16 protein-coding genes are annotated in these 14,193 nt (G+C 60.1%); 13 read left to right on the forward strand and 3 right to left on the reverse strand.

Annotated elements, in window-relative coordinates; translation table 11 throughout:
• The first annotated feature begins 19 nt into the window (after positions 1 to 19).
• Both CDN36_RS12810 and CDN36_RS12815 read left to right on the forward strand, forming a co-directional pair.
• Complete coding sequence (locus CDN36_RS12810; protein ID WP_287496912.1) at positions 20 to 199, forward strand: hypothetical protein; 180 nt, start codon at positions 20 to 22, stop codon at positions 197 to 199.
• Complete coding sequence (locus CDN36_RS12815) at positions 196 to 684, forward strand: phage virion morphogenesis protein (RefSeq protein WP_287496913.1); 489 nt, start codon at positions 196 to 198, stop codon at positions 682 to 684. Before CDN36_RS12810 ends, CDN36_RS12815 begins: the two co-directional genes overlap by 4 nt.
• Here CDN36_RS12815 and CDN36_RS12820 read toward each other — a convergent pair.
• Positions 681 to 959, reverse strand: coding sequence for a hypothetical protein (locus CDN36_RS12820; RefSeq protein ID WP_287496914.1), 279 nt, complete (start codon positions 957 to 959; stop codon positions 681 to 683). The genes CDN36_RS12815 and CDN36_RS12820 overlap by 4 nt on opposite strands.
• Here CDN36_RS12820 and CDN36_RS12825 point away from each other — a divergent pair.
• The 10 genes from CDN36_RS12825 (at position 958) to CDN36_RS12870 (ending at position 10,072) form a co-directional block, all read left to right on the forward strand.
• Positions 958 to 2,895 carry a phage tail tape measure protein gene (locus CDN36_RS12825; protein WP_287496915.1) on the forward strand — a complete coding sequence of 646 codons (1,938 nt, stop codon included), beginning with the start codon at positions 958 to 960 and terminating at the stop codon, positions 2,893 to 2,895. The genes CDN36_RS12820 and CDN36_RS12825 overlap by 2 nt on opposite strands.
• Complete coding sequence (locus CDN36_RS12830; RefSeq protein WP_287496916.1) at positions 2,892 to 3,851, forward strand: LysM peptidoglycan-binding domain-containing protein; 960 nt, start codon at positions 2,892 to 2,894, stop codon at positions 3,849 to 3,851. The genes CDN36_RS12825 and CDN36_RS12830 overlap by 4 nt, the downstream gene beginning before the upstream one ends.
• A complete protein-coding gene (locus tag CDN36_RS12835) occupies positions 3,844 to 4,965 on the forward strand; it encodes a phage late control D family protein (protein ID WP_287496917.1) in 1,122 nt (373 codons plus the stop codon). The genes CDN36_RS12830 and CDN36_RS12835 overlap by 8 nt, the downstream gene beginning before the upstream one ends.
• Entirely contained in the window at positions 4,965 to 5,648 is a 684-nt protein-coding gene (locus tag CDN36_RS12840; protein WP_287496918.1) for a phage baseplate assembly protein V, read from the forward strand. Before CDN36_RS12835 ends, CDN36_RS12840 begins: the two co-directional genes overlap by 1 nt.
• Positions 5,645 to 6,028, forward strand: coding sequence for a phage tail protein (locus tag CDN36_RS12845; RefSeq protein WP_287496919.1), 384 nt, complete (start codon positions 5,645 to 5,647; stop codon positions 6,026 to 6,028). The genes CDN36_RS12840 and CDN36_RS12845 overlap by 4 nt, the downstream gene beginning before the upstream one ends.
• A 1-nt stretch (position 6,029) precedes the next feature.
• Positions 6,030 to 7,160 carry a baseplate J/gp47 family protein gene (locus CDN36_RS12850; RefSeq protein WP_287496920.1) on the forward strand — a complete coding sequence of 377 codons (1,131 nt, stop codon included), beginning with the start codon at positions 6,030 to 6,032 and terminating at the stop codon, positions 7,158 to 7,160.
• A gap of 1 nt (position 7,161) precedes the next feature.
• Positions 7,162 to 7,824, forward strand: coding sequence for a UCP028438 family phage-derived protein (locus CDN36_RS12855; RefSeq protein ID WP_287496921.1), 663 nt, complete (start codon positions 7,162 to 7,164; stop codon positions 7,822 to 7,824).
• A gap of 64 nt (positions 7,825 to 7,888) precedes the next feature.
• Positions 7,889 to 9,085: a phage tail protein gene (locus CDN36_RS12860; protein ID WP_287496922.1), complete on the forward strand. Its 1,197-nt coding sequence runs from the start codon at positions 7,889 to 7,891 to the stop codon at positions 9,083 to 9,085.
• Positions 9,086 to 9,096: 11 nt separating this feature from the next.
• Positions 9,097 to 9,864, forward strand: coding sequence for a hypothetical protein (locus tag CDN36_RS12865; RefSeq protein WP_287496923.1), 768 nt, complete (start codon positions 9,097 to 9,099; stop codon positions 9,862 to 9,864).
• A gap of 7 nt (positions 9,865 to 9,871) precedes the next feature.
• On the forward strand, positions 9,872 to 10,072 hold the full coding sequence (locus CDN36_RS12870; RefSeq protein ID WP_287496972.1) for a hypothetical protein: 201 nt from the start codon (positions 9,872 to 9,874) through the stop codon (positions 10,070 to 10,072).
• A 59-nt stretch (positions 10,073 to 10,131) separates the two neighbouring features.
• Here CDN36_RS12870 and CDN36_RS12875 read toward each other — a convergent pair whose 3' ends face one another.
• Positions 10,132 to 12,522: a DEAD/DEAH box helicase gene (locus CDN36_RS12875; protein WP_287496924.1), complete on the reverse strand. Its 2,391-nt coding sequence runs from the start codon at positions 12,520 to 12,522 to the stop codon at positions 10,132 to 10,134.
• Positions 12,519 to 13,355 (reverse strand): hypothetical protein, encoded by an 837-nt coding sequence (locus CDN36_RS12880; protein WP_287496925.1) that lies wholly within the window; start codon positions 13,353 to 13,355, stop codon positions 12,519 to 12,521. The genes CDN36_RS12875 and CDN36_RS12880 overlap by 4 nt, the downstream gene beginning before the upstream one ends.
• A gap of 373 nt (positions 13,356 to 13,728) precedes the next feature.
• Between CDN36_RS12880 and CDN36_RS12885 the strand changes: the two genes are divergently transcribed.
• A complete protein-coding gene (locus tag CDN36_RS12885; protein WP_287496926.1) occupies positions 13,729 to 14,088 on the forward strand; it encodes a hypothetical protein in 360 nt (119 codons plus the stop codon).
• Positions 14,089 to 14,193 lie beyond the last annotated feature (105 nt).

The raw sequence follows: 14,193 nt of genomic DNA on the forward strand, positions 1-14,193 counted from the left end.
CGCAGCCGCAAACGAGTGTTTGTGGCTCGTCCATAACGGCATCCCGCCGTCGGTTGCCTTCGGTGTCCCTGACGACACTCTGAGCAACTGGCTGGCGGTGTCGGATGCACGACGCCAGTGGATGGCGATCAAGTTCAGCGAGTTCCAAGGCGCTGAATTCGACCTCAACACCATGTCCTTCAAGGAGCAAAACCCATGAAGCAGTTCGGAAGCCTCGCGGCGTTCGCTGCGGAGATTGCCACCTTGGAGGCTGGCGTCGTGTTCCAGCTTCATCAGGGGCTGGAGGCGGTGGCCACGAAGATCGAGCACACCGCCAAGAAGGAAATCGGCGAGTACCAAGAGGCTGTCGGCCCGTTCCCGGCATGGGAAGAACTGGCCGAAAGCACCAAGGCAGACCGCGTGCGGCAGGGCTACACGGAAAACGATCCGGGCCTGCGCAGCGGGCAGATGCGCGACTCCATCGAGCACCAGACGCAGGGCTTGGAAGCCGTGATCGGCTCCAACGACGACAGGCTGGTGTGGTTTGAACTTGGAACAACGAAACAGCCCCCGCGCCCGGTGCTTGGCCCTGCGGTCGAGCACAACCACGAGGCGATCAGAAAGATCGTCGGCGGCGCGGTGGTGAAAGGCTTGTTGGGCGGCGGGTCAATCCCGGCCAGCTTGGAGTACGACCACGAGGTCTAGAACAGGCTGCTGACTGCGCCCCAAACGAACACGAAGCCGAATAGCAGGAGTGGCACCAAGATCATGAGTGCCATGAGTGAAACAAGCAGCAGTGGAATCGCTGCCATCCACGACAGGCGGGCTTTATCCGTCGTGTGGTTCTCGTCCGTGAGTATGAACGGGTTGCCTCGATAGGGCTTCCAGTCCGGCTTGCTGACGGCCTTCCGCAAGTTCGGGTATTGCACCCAACTCACTCGGTCAGCAAGCCATTCCTGTGTTCTATCGAGGATATTCATGAGCATCGAAGCCTACAAAGTAGCGGTGAAAATTTCACTGCTGGAAAACGTGACGGCAGGACTGGCCGCCATGTCCCGCCACTTTATCGCAACCAACCGGAGCGCGGAAGAACTGCAAAAGCGCCTGTCCACCATTGGGAAAATGACCCTTTTGGGTGGTGGCGCTCTGGCTGCCGGTGGGCTTGGCCTGAAACTGCTCGAAAAACCTCTCGAAAAGGCGATTGAGTATGAGCGCCAGTTGGCGACGCTTCGCCAGCAAGGTCTAGGTGACAAGCAGCTTCAAGAGGCGCAGAAATTCGCCGACGCTCAAAAAATCATGGGGCAGTCGCGCCTGGACATGATTCGCCACTTCACCGAGGCGCAGGGCGCATTCCGTGAGTCCGGGATGGATGGCGAGCACGCCCTGTACGCGGCCAAGATCATGACCCCCGTACTTGGCCGGTACGAGTCTGCCAGCGAGATGTTGAGCGGTCATAGCAAGGCTGCGGCGCATCAGGCGATGCAGAACCTGAACAAGACTGTCGAAATCATGGGCGGTATCACCGACCCGAAACGTGCGGCGGAAATCGCCGACGGTATTTTCAAAGCCGTGCAGTCCAGCGGTCGCATGATTGACGAGCGCCAGCTAAAGCAGTTCGTCGCATACGGAAGTTCTGCCACGAACTCAATGGATATGCGGGCGATCTTCGGGGGCTTGGAACCAATCATCGGCGAGTTTGGCGGCAGCACCGTCGGCACCGGCCTGCGGACTGCATTCACTCGAATGAGTGGCGCCATGTCGCTGCCGCCCAAGAAGATGCAGGGCATTCTGTCTGAACTTGGGATTGGCGTAGCTGACCACGGCGGCGTTCGTTTGAACGATCAGTTGTTGTCGCTGATGCAGCGTGATGCCGCCGGATTTGCAAAGAAGATGTTGCAGGTCTATGAGCAGCACGGAATTTCGTCTGTTCTTGACCGAGAGCGCGTCAACGCGCAGCTATTCGGCACTAACGGGGCGAAGATTTACAACAAGATCATGAGCCAGATGCCGACGATTGACGGGTCTCTTGCCGCCTATGACAAGGCACTCAATCCGACGCAGATGCTCAACACGCCAGAAGGCAAGCGGCTGACCACGCTACAGGACTACCACAAGAAGGTCGAAGACTTGCAACTCACCCTCGGGCAGAGCGGCGGTGTTCTGGACTTGCTTATCAAGGGCTTGAATTTCCTCAATCCGCTGCTGGCTTCTACTGCCTCGTGGCTGAAAGAGCATTCGACGCTGACAAAGATTCTGGTTGGTAGCTTCGCTGCACTGTCAGGGCTTGCCGTTGTAGCCGGTGGCATTCTGCTGGTGGTTGCCGCGTTCAAGGCGCTGGTCGTCGTCTGGCAATTCACTCGCCTGGGGGCGGTTTTCAGCGGCCTCATGTCGGGCATCGGCACCGGCCTGCGGCTGGCTGGGCAGGCCGTGCTGTTCCTTGGCCGTGCGCTGTTGATGAACCCGGTTGGCCTGATCGTCACCGGCATCGCTGTCGCGGCCTTTCTGCTGTGGAAGAACTGGGACAGCATCAAGCCGAAGCTGCTGGAACTGTGGGAGAGCATCAAGACCGGGTTCCACACCTTCATTCACATGTACCTGAGCGGCTGGCAGTCGCTGTTCAACTTCCTGATCGAGGGCATCAACAAGCTGTTGCCGAAGGCGATGGAGTTGAACCGGCTCACCTTTGCGGACGATTACGCCAAGGCGAACCTGCCGCAGAAGTCGGGAAGCCCCTACATCAAACCCGGAACAGAGCGCCCGATGCAGGTGACGGTGGTTTCGCAGCTTGATGGTCGTGAGGTTGCACGCAGCACCACGATGTACCAAGCACGCGAAGCCAACCGCCCAGGCATGGGCGCACCGACCTTTGACCCAACGATGGGTGCAAGGCCGGTCGGACTTGGATATGCACGATGAAACCAGACACGACCTTGGTGCTCGGTGATTTCGAGTTTGCACGCTTCGAGATCCCCGAGCAGATTCCCTTCGGGGGTGAGCAACGCCTGAACGTGCATGAACTGGTCGGCGGCGTGCGCGTGATCGACGCAATGGGCGCGACGCCCATGCCGGTCGAGTGGTCGGGGCACTTCGTGGGCGATACCGCGCTCGAGCGTGCCCTGTACATCGACGGGCTGCGCAAGGCCGGGCTGCCGCTGATGCTGACATGGGACGCGCTGGCCTTCACGGTGGTCATCAAGTCGTTCCACTGCGAGTTCAAGCGGTACTACCGGCTGCCGTACCGCATTTCGTGCGAGGTGGTCGAAGACCTAACCGACCCGGTGGATTACATCGCCGCGCCGAGCATCGACCAGTTGATCTCGGACGACATGGACGAGGCGAACGGGCTGGCATCGTCGGTGGGAGACGGCACGCTGTCCTCGCTGATGGGCACGCTGAACAGCGCCATTTCTACGGTGAGCAGCTTCGCGCAGGCGGCACAGAGCACGATCAACAGCGTGCTCCAGCCGATTGCAGCGGTGCGGGCACAGGTAGGCATCCTCATGCAGTCGGCCAACGGGGTGATCCAGAACGTGACCACCTTGGGCGGCATCCTGCCGGGCAACCCCATCGCGCAGCAGGCCAACAAGCTGCTCGGCCAGATCAACGCAGTGAATCAGTCGCCGACGCTGATCAACCTCGACCGGGTGCTAGGGCGCATGGCCACGAACATCGGGACGATCAACAGTGGCACCCGTCAGGTGGCCGTGGCGGGCGGAAACCTCTACTCGGTGGCGGCCAAGGAATACGGCAACCCGATGGGATGGACGGCCATCGCCCAGGCCAACGGCCTGAAAGACCCGCAGGTCAACGGCGTGGCGCAACTGACCATCCCGCCCTACAACAACCAGACGGACGGAGTGCTCAATGCCTGACCTGAACGCCTTGCCCGTTCTGCCGCACGCACGGCAGCCTCGCGGCGCTGTGAAGCTGAACGGCGAAGTGATCGCCGGGTGGGTCTCGTTCGAGGTGGACAACAACGCCTACCGCAGCGCGGACACCTTCCGCGTCGTGTTCGTTGTCTCGATGCTCCCGGCCACCCGTGACCCGGCGTGGTTCGCCGAGCAGTCGAGCATGATGGTCGAGATTCTGGCGGGCTTCCCCGACGACCCGGAGAACTACACCCCCGCCGATCTGGACAGCCTGATCTACGGGCAGACTGACGAGGTGATGTTCGACCCGGTGCGCGGCACCATCGAACTGTCCGGGCGCGACCTGACGGCGGCGCTGATCGACACCAAGACCAGCGAGCACTTCGCCAACCAGACGGCCAGCCAGATCGCTACGACGCTGGCAAAGCGGCACGGCCTGACGCCGGTGGTCACAGCCACCAAGACGAAGGCGGGCGACTACTACAAGGACGATCACGCCAGCACCACGCAGCAGCAAAGCGAGTGGGAGTTGCTGACGTTCTTGGCGAACGTCGAGGACTTCGCCCTGTACGTCAAGGGCAAGGAACTGCACTTCGAGCCTCGGCCATCGGAGCAGACCGACCGCTATGTGATCGCCTGGGAGCCACCGAGCCTTGATCGTGGCTACCCGGTCGCCAACGTGATCAGCTTGCAGTTTTCCCGCGCCCTGACCATCGCCAAGGGCATCACCGTCGAGGTGCATAGCTGGAACGCAAAGCAGAAAAAGGGCTTCACGGCCTCGTGGCCGAAGGCAGCCAAGGCGGTGCAGCCAGGTCAGGCAGCAGCCAAGACGCAGGTGTATCGCTACACCATCGCCGGGCTGACGCAGGACAAGGCGCTACAGCGGGCACAGAGCATCTACCGGCAGATCATCGCGCACGAAATGCGGCTGACGGGCTATCTGCCAGCCGACAACGTGCTGGACTGCTCCAAGACGCTGCTCATGCGCGGGACGGGCACGACGTTCGATCAGGTCTATTACCCGGAGAGCGTCACCCGCACCATGAGCATGAACGAGGGCTACCGCATGAACATCCGGGCGAAAAACACCGGGCCGGAACTGGAGGCAACGCAATGATGCGGGATCTACTCAACGCACAAAAAGCCGCAGCGCAGCAGGCCACACAAGGCCGGGCAGCGACGCGGCAGGGCATCGTCACCAGCTACGACCCGAACGCCTACGCGGTCAAGGTTGCGCTGCAACCGGACAACGTGCCAACCGGCTGGATTCCGCTCAAGTCGGCGTGGATCGGCAAAGGGTGGGGGCTTTTCTGCCCGCCCTCGATTGGCGATGCCGTTGAGGTGGATTTTCAGGAAGACGACGCCGGTGTCGGCAGTGTCGGCCTGCGTTTCTTCAACGACGCAGACCGCCCGTTGCCGTGCCCATCCGGTGAATTCTGGCTGGTGCACAAGTCAGGGTCGCTGCTCAAGTTTCACAATGACGGCAGCGTCGAACTCCAAGCGGCTGCCGATCTGAATGCGACCGTGGCGGGCAATGCCAACGTGTCCGTGACGGGGAACATCACCAGCAGCGCCGCGCAGTGGAATCACACCGGGCCGGTGAAGATCAACGGCACCGCGCTCATTACCGGGAAGATCACCGGGCAGGGCGGCATGGCCGTGAGCGGTGGTTCTGGCGCAACCGTAGCGGGCAATCTGGCCGTCACCGGCGGCAATGTCACCGCAGACGGCATCGGTCTCAAGACACACACGCACAACGGCGTCCAGCCGGGCAGCGGCAACACGGGACAACCGCAATGAACCTGAACGATCTCAGCCAGTACGTGGGCGGCGACCTGTCACCGTCCGGCACCGGCGACCTGCAAGCGGCCAATGGCACGCTGCGCGGGCAGCAGCGCGTGCTGCGCCGGTTGTTGACGAACCCCGGCGACTACCTTTTCCACCCGGAATACGGGGCGGGCCTGCCCAAGTACGTCGGCCAACCGGCGGACATCCCCAAGATTCGCGCCATCATTCGGGGGCAGATTCAGATGGAGGACTCCGTTGCCAAGACCCCGGCACCCGTCATCACCGTGTCGCCGGTCAGGGCAGGGGTGGGGGGGGGGTTCGCTGTGTCGATCCAGTACCACGACGCGGCCTCCGGCCAGCCCGTGAATCTCAATTTCAACGTGAGCAAGTGATATGGCGAACCTACAGGCCAAGGACTTTCAAACCCTCGTGCGCGAACAGGTCGCGGCGATCCAAGGCGGCACCAGCAAGGTGCTGGTCGATCTGTCGGTCGGCAGCATCCTGCGCTCTGTGGTCGAGGCTTACAGCGCCGTGGCGCTCTGGTTGCAGGGGCTGATCCTGCAATTGCTGGCGACGACGCGGGCGGCCACGTCCAGCGGCACCGATCTGGATTCGTGGGTCGCCGACTACGGCCTCACGCGCCTACCGGCCAGCGCCGCCAGTGGCGTGGTGACCTTCTCGCGCTTCACGCCCACGCAGCAGGCCGTGGTGCCGGTGGGTGCCATCGTGCAGACCGCCGACGGCACGCAGCAGTACGCCGTGACCGTGGACACCACCAACCCGGCCTACAGCGCCGCCCTGGGCGGTTATGTGCTGGCCGCAGGCAATGCCTCGGTGAATGCCCCTGTGCTGGCCGTTTCCGTGGGGGCCGCAGGCAATGCCTCGGTGAATGGCATCAACACCCTGGGACAAGCCATCCCCGGCGTGGACAGCGTGACCAACGGGGCAGCCTTCACGAACGGCGCGGACGCGGAAAGCGACTCGGCGCTGCGTGCCCGGTTCGTGGCCTACGTTGCCAGCCTCTCGAAGGCAACAAAGGCGGCGGTGGGCTACGCGGCCACGTCGCTCAAGCAGGGCATCACCTACACGCTGGTCGAAAACCAGCAGTACAACGGCACGACGCAGAACGGCTACTTCTATCTGGTGGTGGATGACGGCACGGGCTACCCGTCCTCGACGTTCTTGGCGACGGTCTACAACGCCATCGACGCGGTGCGCCCGGTGACCAGCACCTTCGGCGTGTTCGCGCCCACGGTGGTGCCCGCGAACGTCGGCATGACCGTCACCACGGCGGCGGGCTATGACCACATCGCCACGGCCTCGCTGGTGGCCTCGGCGCTGACCAACTACATCAACTCGCTGCCGCTGGGCACGCCGCTGGCGTGGTCGCGGCTGGCGCAGGTGGCCTACGACGCATCGCCGGGCGTGACGAACGTGTTGGCGGTGCTGCTCAATGGCGGCACGGCGGACATCGCCACGACGCCCAAGCAAGTCGTGAAGGCCGGAACAATCTCGGTGGCGTGATATGGCAACAGGTGACCAACAAGACCAGTTCCAGCGCATCAAGGCGCTGATCCCGAAGTGGTTCAGCGATGACACGCCGGTGCTCGATGCGCTGCTGCGTGGCTTCGCCTACGCCAAGTCGTTCGTCTATGGCCTGATCGTCTATGCGGCGCTGCAAACCCGCATCAAGACCGCGACCGATGGCTGGCTGGACATGATCGCGGCTGACTTCTTCGGGTCGTCGCTGCTGCGCAAGTCCGGGCAGTCCGACGCATCGTTCAGGAACCGCATCATCATCAACCTGTTCCGTGAGCGGGCAACCCGCAACGGGCTGGTGAATGTGCTGACCGACCTGACAGGCCGCGCCCCGGTGGTGTTCGAGCCGCAACGACCGCTCGACACGGGCAGCTACGGCGGCCCGCTGATCGGGTACGGCGTCGCCGGGGGCTACGGCTCCATGCTGCTGCCGTTCCAGGCATTCGTGACCGCCTTCCGGCCAACCAGCACGGGCATCCCGAACGTGGCGGGCTATGGCGTATCGACCGGCGGCTACGGCCAAGCATCACAGGCAGAGATCGCCTCGATGAACATGATTCAGGGGGCGGTGACGGACGACGACATCTACGCCGCCATCGACAGCGTGAAGCCGGTGGGCACCACCATCTGGACACGCATCGCCAACTGATTCGCCGCTTTCCCTTTCGATCACCAGCCCGCCTTAAGCGGGCTTTTTTACTTCTGGAGCTTCAATGGACAGAAAGATGATCTATCCGGGGCAGATTCCGCTGGAAACAGACCTTCTGGATACCAACCGATTCGCCCTGATCGGCCTAGGCAAACTGGCGGCGGCGGTGCTTGGCACTTCCACGCTCGTGAATGGCCTCGCCTGCACGCCGACCGCCCCCGCTTCGATGCAGGTGCAAGTCGCGCCCGGCGAGATTTACAGCCTCCAGAACCTCGACGGCACGGCCTACAGTTCGCTGGCCGCTGACACGACGCACCAGATCCTCAAGCAGGGGCTGATGATGGACGCGGCCACGCTGTCGTGCCCGGCACCGGCCACCAGCGGCCAGAGCATCAACTATCTGGTGCAGGCGACCTATCAGGACACCGACACCAACGCCGTTGTGCTGCCGTACTACAACGCCAGCAACCCGACGCAGGCGTACGCAGGCCCCAATAACAGCGGTACCGCGCAGAACACTGTTCGCAAGGGCGTCTGCACTGTGAACGTCAAAGCAGGCATTGCTGCCACCACCGGGACGCAATCTACGCCAGCGCCGGACTCTGGCTATGTCGGCCTGTACGTCGTAACGGTTGCCAACGGCCAGAGCACGATCACGGCGGGCAACATTTCGACGGTCAGCGGTGCACCGATCCTCTCCGAGACACTTCTCCAGAAAATCAGCATTGCCACCGGCGACGAGCGCTACGTGAAGCTGTCGGGCTTTGCAGCTTTGCAGCCCGGCGAAGTGCAGTTCTTCGCAATGAGCGCAGCACCGGCTGGCTACATGAAGGCCAACGGAGCAGCGGTTTCGCGGACGACCTACGCGGCTCTTTTCGCCGCTATTGGCACCACCTTCGGCGCAGGCGATGGTTCGACCACTTTCAACTTGCCAGACCTACGCGGCGAGTTCCTGCGCGGCTTTGACGATGGGCGGGGCATTGATTCAGGTCGATCATTCGGCTCTGCGCAAGCCGGTACGCGGTTCCCGTCCCTGTACGTCTATGCGTCGTCTTCATCTTCGGGAAGGTTGGTGTCGCATCCGATTAACTCGAACGGCGCATATCCGAACGACAACATCGCACAAAACATGGACAGCCAAGTTACAGGCACATCCGGTGTGTACATGCAAACTTCCTTGACCCCAAGTGGTTCTAGCGGACTCATTGCATTCACATCGCGTCCACGCAACGTTGCGCTGCTCGCATGCATCAAGTATTGATCGAGGACACCATGAACAAAACCATCTACAACTACCACCCGCAAACCGGCGAGTTCATCAACGAGATGCCAGCAGACGAGTCGCCGCTTGAACCGGGAGTGATTCTTCTCCCCGCTTTTGCCACCACTGCCAAGCCGCCGAAGACAGCCGCCCGTGAAGTGGCCGTTTTCGCTGGTGGGCAATGGCAGGCGAAAGCCGACTGGCGCGGCGTCGCGCTGTTCAACACCACAGACGGTAGTCCGGTAACCATCGGAGAGATCGGAAAAACACCTGCTGACGTTGGGGCAACCGACAAGGCCATGCCGAGCGCGGCGCACTCATGGAAAGACGGCGTGTGGGCGCTTGATCCGGTGAAGGTTGCCGGGCTGCTTGACGCAGCCAAAGCCAACGCCCTCGACCGCATCAACACCTTTGCCAAGTCCAAGCGTGCCCTGATCGCGGGCACGCCGGACGACGCGGAAATCGCGGGCTGGAACAACAAGCTGCGCATCGCGCAGGCCATCGTAGCGGGCACGGCCACCGATGCCGAGAAAGCGGCCTTCCAAGCCGAGATCACGGCGCGTGGCATCAAGGGCGAAACGCTCGACATCTTCACGCAGAAGGTCATCAAGAACGCGGACTTCTTCGCCCAGGCGGTCGGGCTGATCGACGGATTGAAGCGCAAGGCGCAGGACTCCGTGTCTGCTGCCAAGACCCCCGAAGAGGTGGCCGCCGTGCTCGATGGGATGAAAGCCCAGGCCGAGGCCGCCTTCGCCCAATTGATGCAATCTGCCAAGTGAGGGAACCATGACCTACGAAGAAGTGCGGGAGCGAATCCAAACGGGGGATGTGCTGGGGGTGCGTGGGCGCGGCGCATTCCCTTGGCTGACGCGCAGTGTTCAGCGCATCGGCGGGCTTGGCGATCTGTCCGGTGTCACGCACGTCGGCGTGGCGTGGTGGGCGCGACGGCGCTCCGGCTCGGTCAGAATTTCGATGGGTTCCACGTAATGATTAGGCTTACTGATAGGCACAAGACTATCCGTTATTTTAAGAGAGTCCTTGTGTCCTCAGATACGTGGGGCCGCTCCACCAGGCGCGATAGAATTCGCGAAGCTTGCCTCTAAAATTTCCTCAAGCGACGTCAATGCGCCGCGCACTGTCATATTTGCGGCTGCGTGTGCAAGATACTGCAGAAACGGGCGAATCTGCGGAAACTTCCTATATGCATTTTTAAGAGACGGCTCATTAATTGCCAGAGCCAGCACACTCAGAAGCGCCGAAACAACAGATTCAGACAAGTGTCGAGTGTATTTCTCCCATTTCTCGCGATGGCCACTGTTTGCAAAAACGATAAACCCTTTATCCGCCAAGCCAACACGCCCAGCACGGCCCGCAATATTCCAGAATTCGCTTGGCGTCAAATCTCCACCAGCAAATGGCTTATGGATAGAGTGCACCAGCACCGTCGCAACCGGAAAATTAATACCCTGCGCTAACGTAGTTGTAGCAGCAAGAAAGCTCAACTGCCTCGACCGACCGAGCTCTTCGACCAAATATCTTAATTCCGGAGAAAGCGCCGCATGATGGAAAGCAACGCCCCTCCTAAGGCAATATGCCAATGCACTGTCGTCGCCATATTCGGCTTCTGCCAGCGCGATAGCGAATTGCTTCTCCGGCGAAGCTTCAGCGGCTTCAATCGAAGACTGATCTGCAATTCTGACGGCCGCCTCTTCCGCTTGCGCCCGTGAGGACGGAAACATACCCAAAGTGAGGCCGAGCCGACTAAATCTCGAGTGCAATGCAACGACTCGATCAGTCGCCGTACCGCTCGGCATATCTTCTTCGATCGTAATATGGAGTGGCTTTGGATTCGATCGCTGTGCGTGCGGCTCCTTCCAATCGATGGAGAAATTGAGTCGCCTAGACCTTCTCGAAGCTTTTGCAAGACCGATCATCAGTCTCGCGGGACGCCATCTAATATTGATAGGCGCGCCACGATTGCCGCCTAGCCATCTCGCGACTTGATCAGCATTGTCAACAAACGGCGTGAGAAGCAAGAAGCGAACCGTAGATTGCTCACGACGCAGATTTGCCAACAGCAGTTCCAAGCGCACGCCGCGCTCGTTGTCGCTTAACAGATGTGCCTCATCGACGACCACGAGCTTAACCGTATTAAACCACTCGGGATGCGCCCTTAGTAGCAAGTCTATTTTTTCGGGCGTCGATATAACGACGCCACTTTTTATTTCAGAAATCAATGACGCTTCAAACGGATCTTCTTCGAACGCACTGCTCGCAAGCTGTACCTGTATTCCAAGTGGAGACAGATCGCTTGCGAGCGTTCTATAAGTTTGAGTACATAGCGCTCTAGTCGGCGCAATGTACACTACCCGCGTCTCATCTTTATATGCCTCAAACGCCTGCAGAATAGCGAATTCTGCCAGCAGTGTTTTGCCAGCACTCGTGGGCATTTGGAGTACGACGGCCACCTGCGCACTATCCAGAAAGTGCTCTTGCAACGCCTCCTGCTGCGATGGCAGAAGACTAAAAATAGGATGATCGCGCCTGGCGAGCTCGCTCACCAAGCCATCGATAGTGCTCGACAAGCCAATAGCTTGCCGCCAAATGGAATCGTCGAAGATCTTCCATAGCGCCGCGCCAACCGCGCGCATCCAAATCAGATGCTCAGTGGAGCTACTGGCCTCGATCAGCTCCTCTGCCTTCACAAGTAGTCGACGCAACTCAGGCTCAAAATTTGTACTTCTGCCATCCTCGCCTTCCACGCGACCAGCAATCAGATACAAAGCAGTCCGAGTCGTCGCATGCGCAAGATGGTAAAGCCCTAACACCAACAGTCCGCTCTTTGTCGCCCCTGAAGCAAGCGATTCAATCTCCGATCGATGCTGCTCCTGAAGGGAAACGAGAGCGTCAATTGCGCTGTGCGCGAACTTCAAGTCGGCATGATTTGATTGACGCACTAAGAAGAGAACAGCGCATGCAATATGCACCCTGCAGACATCTCTCCAATCATTTTTTGATTTCCGCTGCTGATACGCTCGATCGACTATGCCACGTGCGAATTCCGCACGCAGAGCCGTACGCACCTCTGCCTGCCGCTGATTCAGAATGCCTGTTGCGGCAAAAAACAGCAGATCATCAAGCGATGCTCGATCGCTACCATTGTTCTCTATCGCCTCCAGGAACGCGCGCCAATGGGAGACACACCACTCAAGCGTGGCTCCGCCAGCGGCGCTAGAACCCTCCCGACAGAACTCATCCAACGACATGCCATCGAAAAGTACCGATGTGGCCATGTTGGCGGCTACGGATAGCTTACTTACTCCGTTGGCCGATTTGTCGCTCTGGTTGACGCGCTTCGAGAGTAGCGTGGAGTCGATGTCACTGTGAATTTCAAGAAGATCCCCACTTTCGTACAGACGAGCGAGATCGAGGCTCATTGTTGACGAGCCCTAGACATAACTTCGTAACCCAGCCTCTCTAGCGGTGCGCCAATCGTGATTGAGACCCCCAAAGCAACCGGATGGGCTTGTGTAGATAACAAGGCCTTCAACGGCTGCAAATCCGACATCTGTGCTGTAACTTGCCCGCGAACGACCACCGGTGCAACGACCATCGCAGGAAGCTCGTCCCGCCCCACCGCCTCGAGCATCTCGAGCAAATGCACGGCCAGCGGTGTTCCCTTTACTCGCAACAGACACGCCGACAACGCGTGCGCCAGCTTGTCAATCTCTGTCGCAGCCCGCTGACACTCTGCTGCTAGTTCTTCCGCCACAGCGGGAGGAGATGCATGATCATCGCTCCCCTTCACCTGGATCAGCACGAGCGCCGTTGGACTATCCTCGTCAGTCAACAATCCCCAACCATCGTATCCGAGGAGTGGCTGGAGAGCATTGCCCTTCGTTGCATGCAGGGTCGGTGGAGTGGTCACGTCGAACACTATTCTCAATGTTTCACGCGCTACAAACTCGGACGTTTCAGAACGATAGTTCCTTAAATTTGCTGGCTTTCCAGCCTCAGCGTCCGGCGCCGGCAACCCGCGGCGAAATCCTGCAAGTATAGACTCGACGTCGAAGGTTCGGGCGACGGCAGGATCGGCCTCGATGTCCGCGAGCTCAGCCAAGATCTCGCCTTCGCCATACGCGTCGCGTACCGCAGCGACCATGTGTGCGACCGTAGGATCGTCCACGTTATGCAAGTCGCAGATATTTATGCAAACGGTCCACTGATGGCCCGCGTGCTCTTGTTCTCGCTCCACAATCTGCGGTTTCAAAAGGCCCCCCTCATCTTCTGCACATTGGCAAGTTTACCGACGCCCTACCAATCTTCGGCATCCGCTTCATAGCCCCGTGAAGCGAACACTTGCGCCTATTAAAAGTATCGTCCGCACATAATATCACCCGTCATATATGACAAACACCGGCGATAGCCTATCCTGCACTAGTCCACAGCTGACGCGTTTTCTTCGTCATGACGAAATTTCGGCCATGACCCAGATGGCGAATGCTCAAGGTGGCACGCTGCCCACGGCTGGGATCATTCCCTTCTTGCAATGGTCTCCCTCCCCTCTAAAAATTTCGTCATGACGAAATTTTCGTGCTGACGAAGATGACGTGTTCCCGCAGGAAACGCCCCGAGGAGCCGAGATGTTGGAATCAACTGAAAACTATGGCTACGAACTGATCGCTCGCCCAGCTCAGCAGGGCGGTGGCTGGCTATTGCGCCTTCTGCTGAATGGTCGTGAGTTGGGGCGGCGGGTGTTCCCACCTGTCGCCGGCATCGACGATGAACAGCTAGCTGCTGCGGCGGCCCACGATGACGCTCTAGCTCGCGTCACGGCCTGGCTAAGCTCCATAGAGGCGCGGCCGCCCAGCATGCGGCCCAAGCCCGCCGATGAGAGCGGTATTTACCTTCTGATGCCGGATGACGAGTTGCTTTGCCCTCAGCACGCGGTGCGGAAGCGAGGGTCGATCGTAGTCGAATGGCCAGATGAGCGGCAGGCGTAAATATGGGGCGGCGCTAACTACGGAGTCCGGCAGGATTAGCCTCCCTTCCTTTGAAACCCGACATTGAGGCCTTGACCCGGTAGCCCACCACGCTGAAATTGTCTT

The organism is Pandoraea sp. CB10b_02, assembly GCF_002216225.1.
GTDB lineage: Bacteria > Pseudomonadota > Gammaproteobacteria > Burkholderiales > Burkholderiaceae > Pandoraea > Pandoraea nosoerga.

Bases quoted from the DNA above. Each gene is read 5' to 3' on its own strand.
- CDN36_RS12815 (WP_287496913.1), top strand. From the start codon at position 196: ATGAAGCAGTTCGGAAGCCTCGCGGCGTTCGCTGCGGAGATTGCCACC.
- CDN36_RS12825 (WP_287496915.1), top strand. From the start codon at position 958: ATGAGCATCGAAGCCTACAAAGTAGCGGTGAAAATTTCACTGCTGGAA.
- CDN36_RS12820 (WP_287496914.1), bottom strand. From the start codon at position 959: ATGAATATCCTCGATAGAACACAGGAATGGCTTGCTGACCGAGTGAGT.
- CDN36_RS12830 (WP_287496916.1), top strand. From the start codon at position 2,892: ATGAAACCAGACACGACCTTGGTGCTCGGTGATTTCGAGTTTGCACGC.
- CDN36_RS12835 (WP_287496917.1), top strand. From the start codon at position 3,844: ATGCCTGACCTGAACGCCTTGCCCGTTCTGCCGCACGCACGGCAGCCT.
- CDN36_RS12840 (WP_287496918.1), top strand. From the start codon at position 4,965: ATGCGGGATCTACTCAACGCACAAAAAGCCGCAGCGCAGCAGGCCACA.
- CDN36_RS12845 (WP_287496919.1), top strand. From the start codon at position 5,645: ATGAACCTGAACGATCTCAGCCAGTACGTGGGCGGCGACCTGTCACCG.
- CDN36_RS12850 (WP_287496920.1), top strand. From the start codon at position 6,030: ATGGCGAACCTACAGGCCAAGGACTTTCAAACCCTCGTGCGCGAACAG.
- CDN36_RS12855 (WP_287496921.1), top strand. From the start codon at position 7,162: ATGGCAACAGGTGACCAACAAGACCAGTTCCAGCGCATCAAGGCGCTG.
- CDN36_RS12860 (WP_287496922.1), top strand. From the start codon at position 7,889: ATGGACAGAAAGATGATCTATCCGGGGCAGATTCCGCTGGAAACAGAC.
- CDN36_RS12865 (WP_287496923.1), top strand. From the start codon at position 9,097: ATGAACAAAACCATCTACAACTACCACCCGCAAACCGGCGAGTTCATC.
- CDN36_RS12870 (WP_287496972.1), top strand. From the start codon at position 9,872: ATGACCTACGAAGAAGTGCGGGAGCGAATCCAAACGGGGGATGTGCTG.
- CDN36_RS12875 (WP_287496924.1), bottom strand. From the start codon at position 12,522: ATGAGCCTCGATCTCGCTCGTCTGTACGAAAGTGGGGATCTTCTTGAA.
- CDN36_RS12885 (WP_287496926.1), top strand. From the start codon at position 13,729: ATGTTGGAATCAACTGAAAACTATGGCTACGAACTGATCGCTCGCCCA.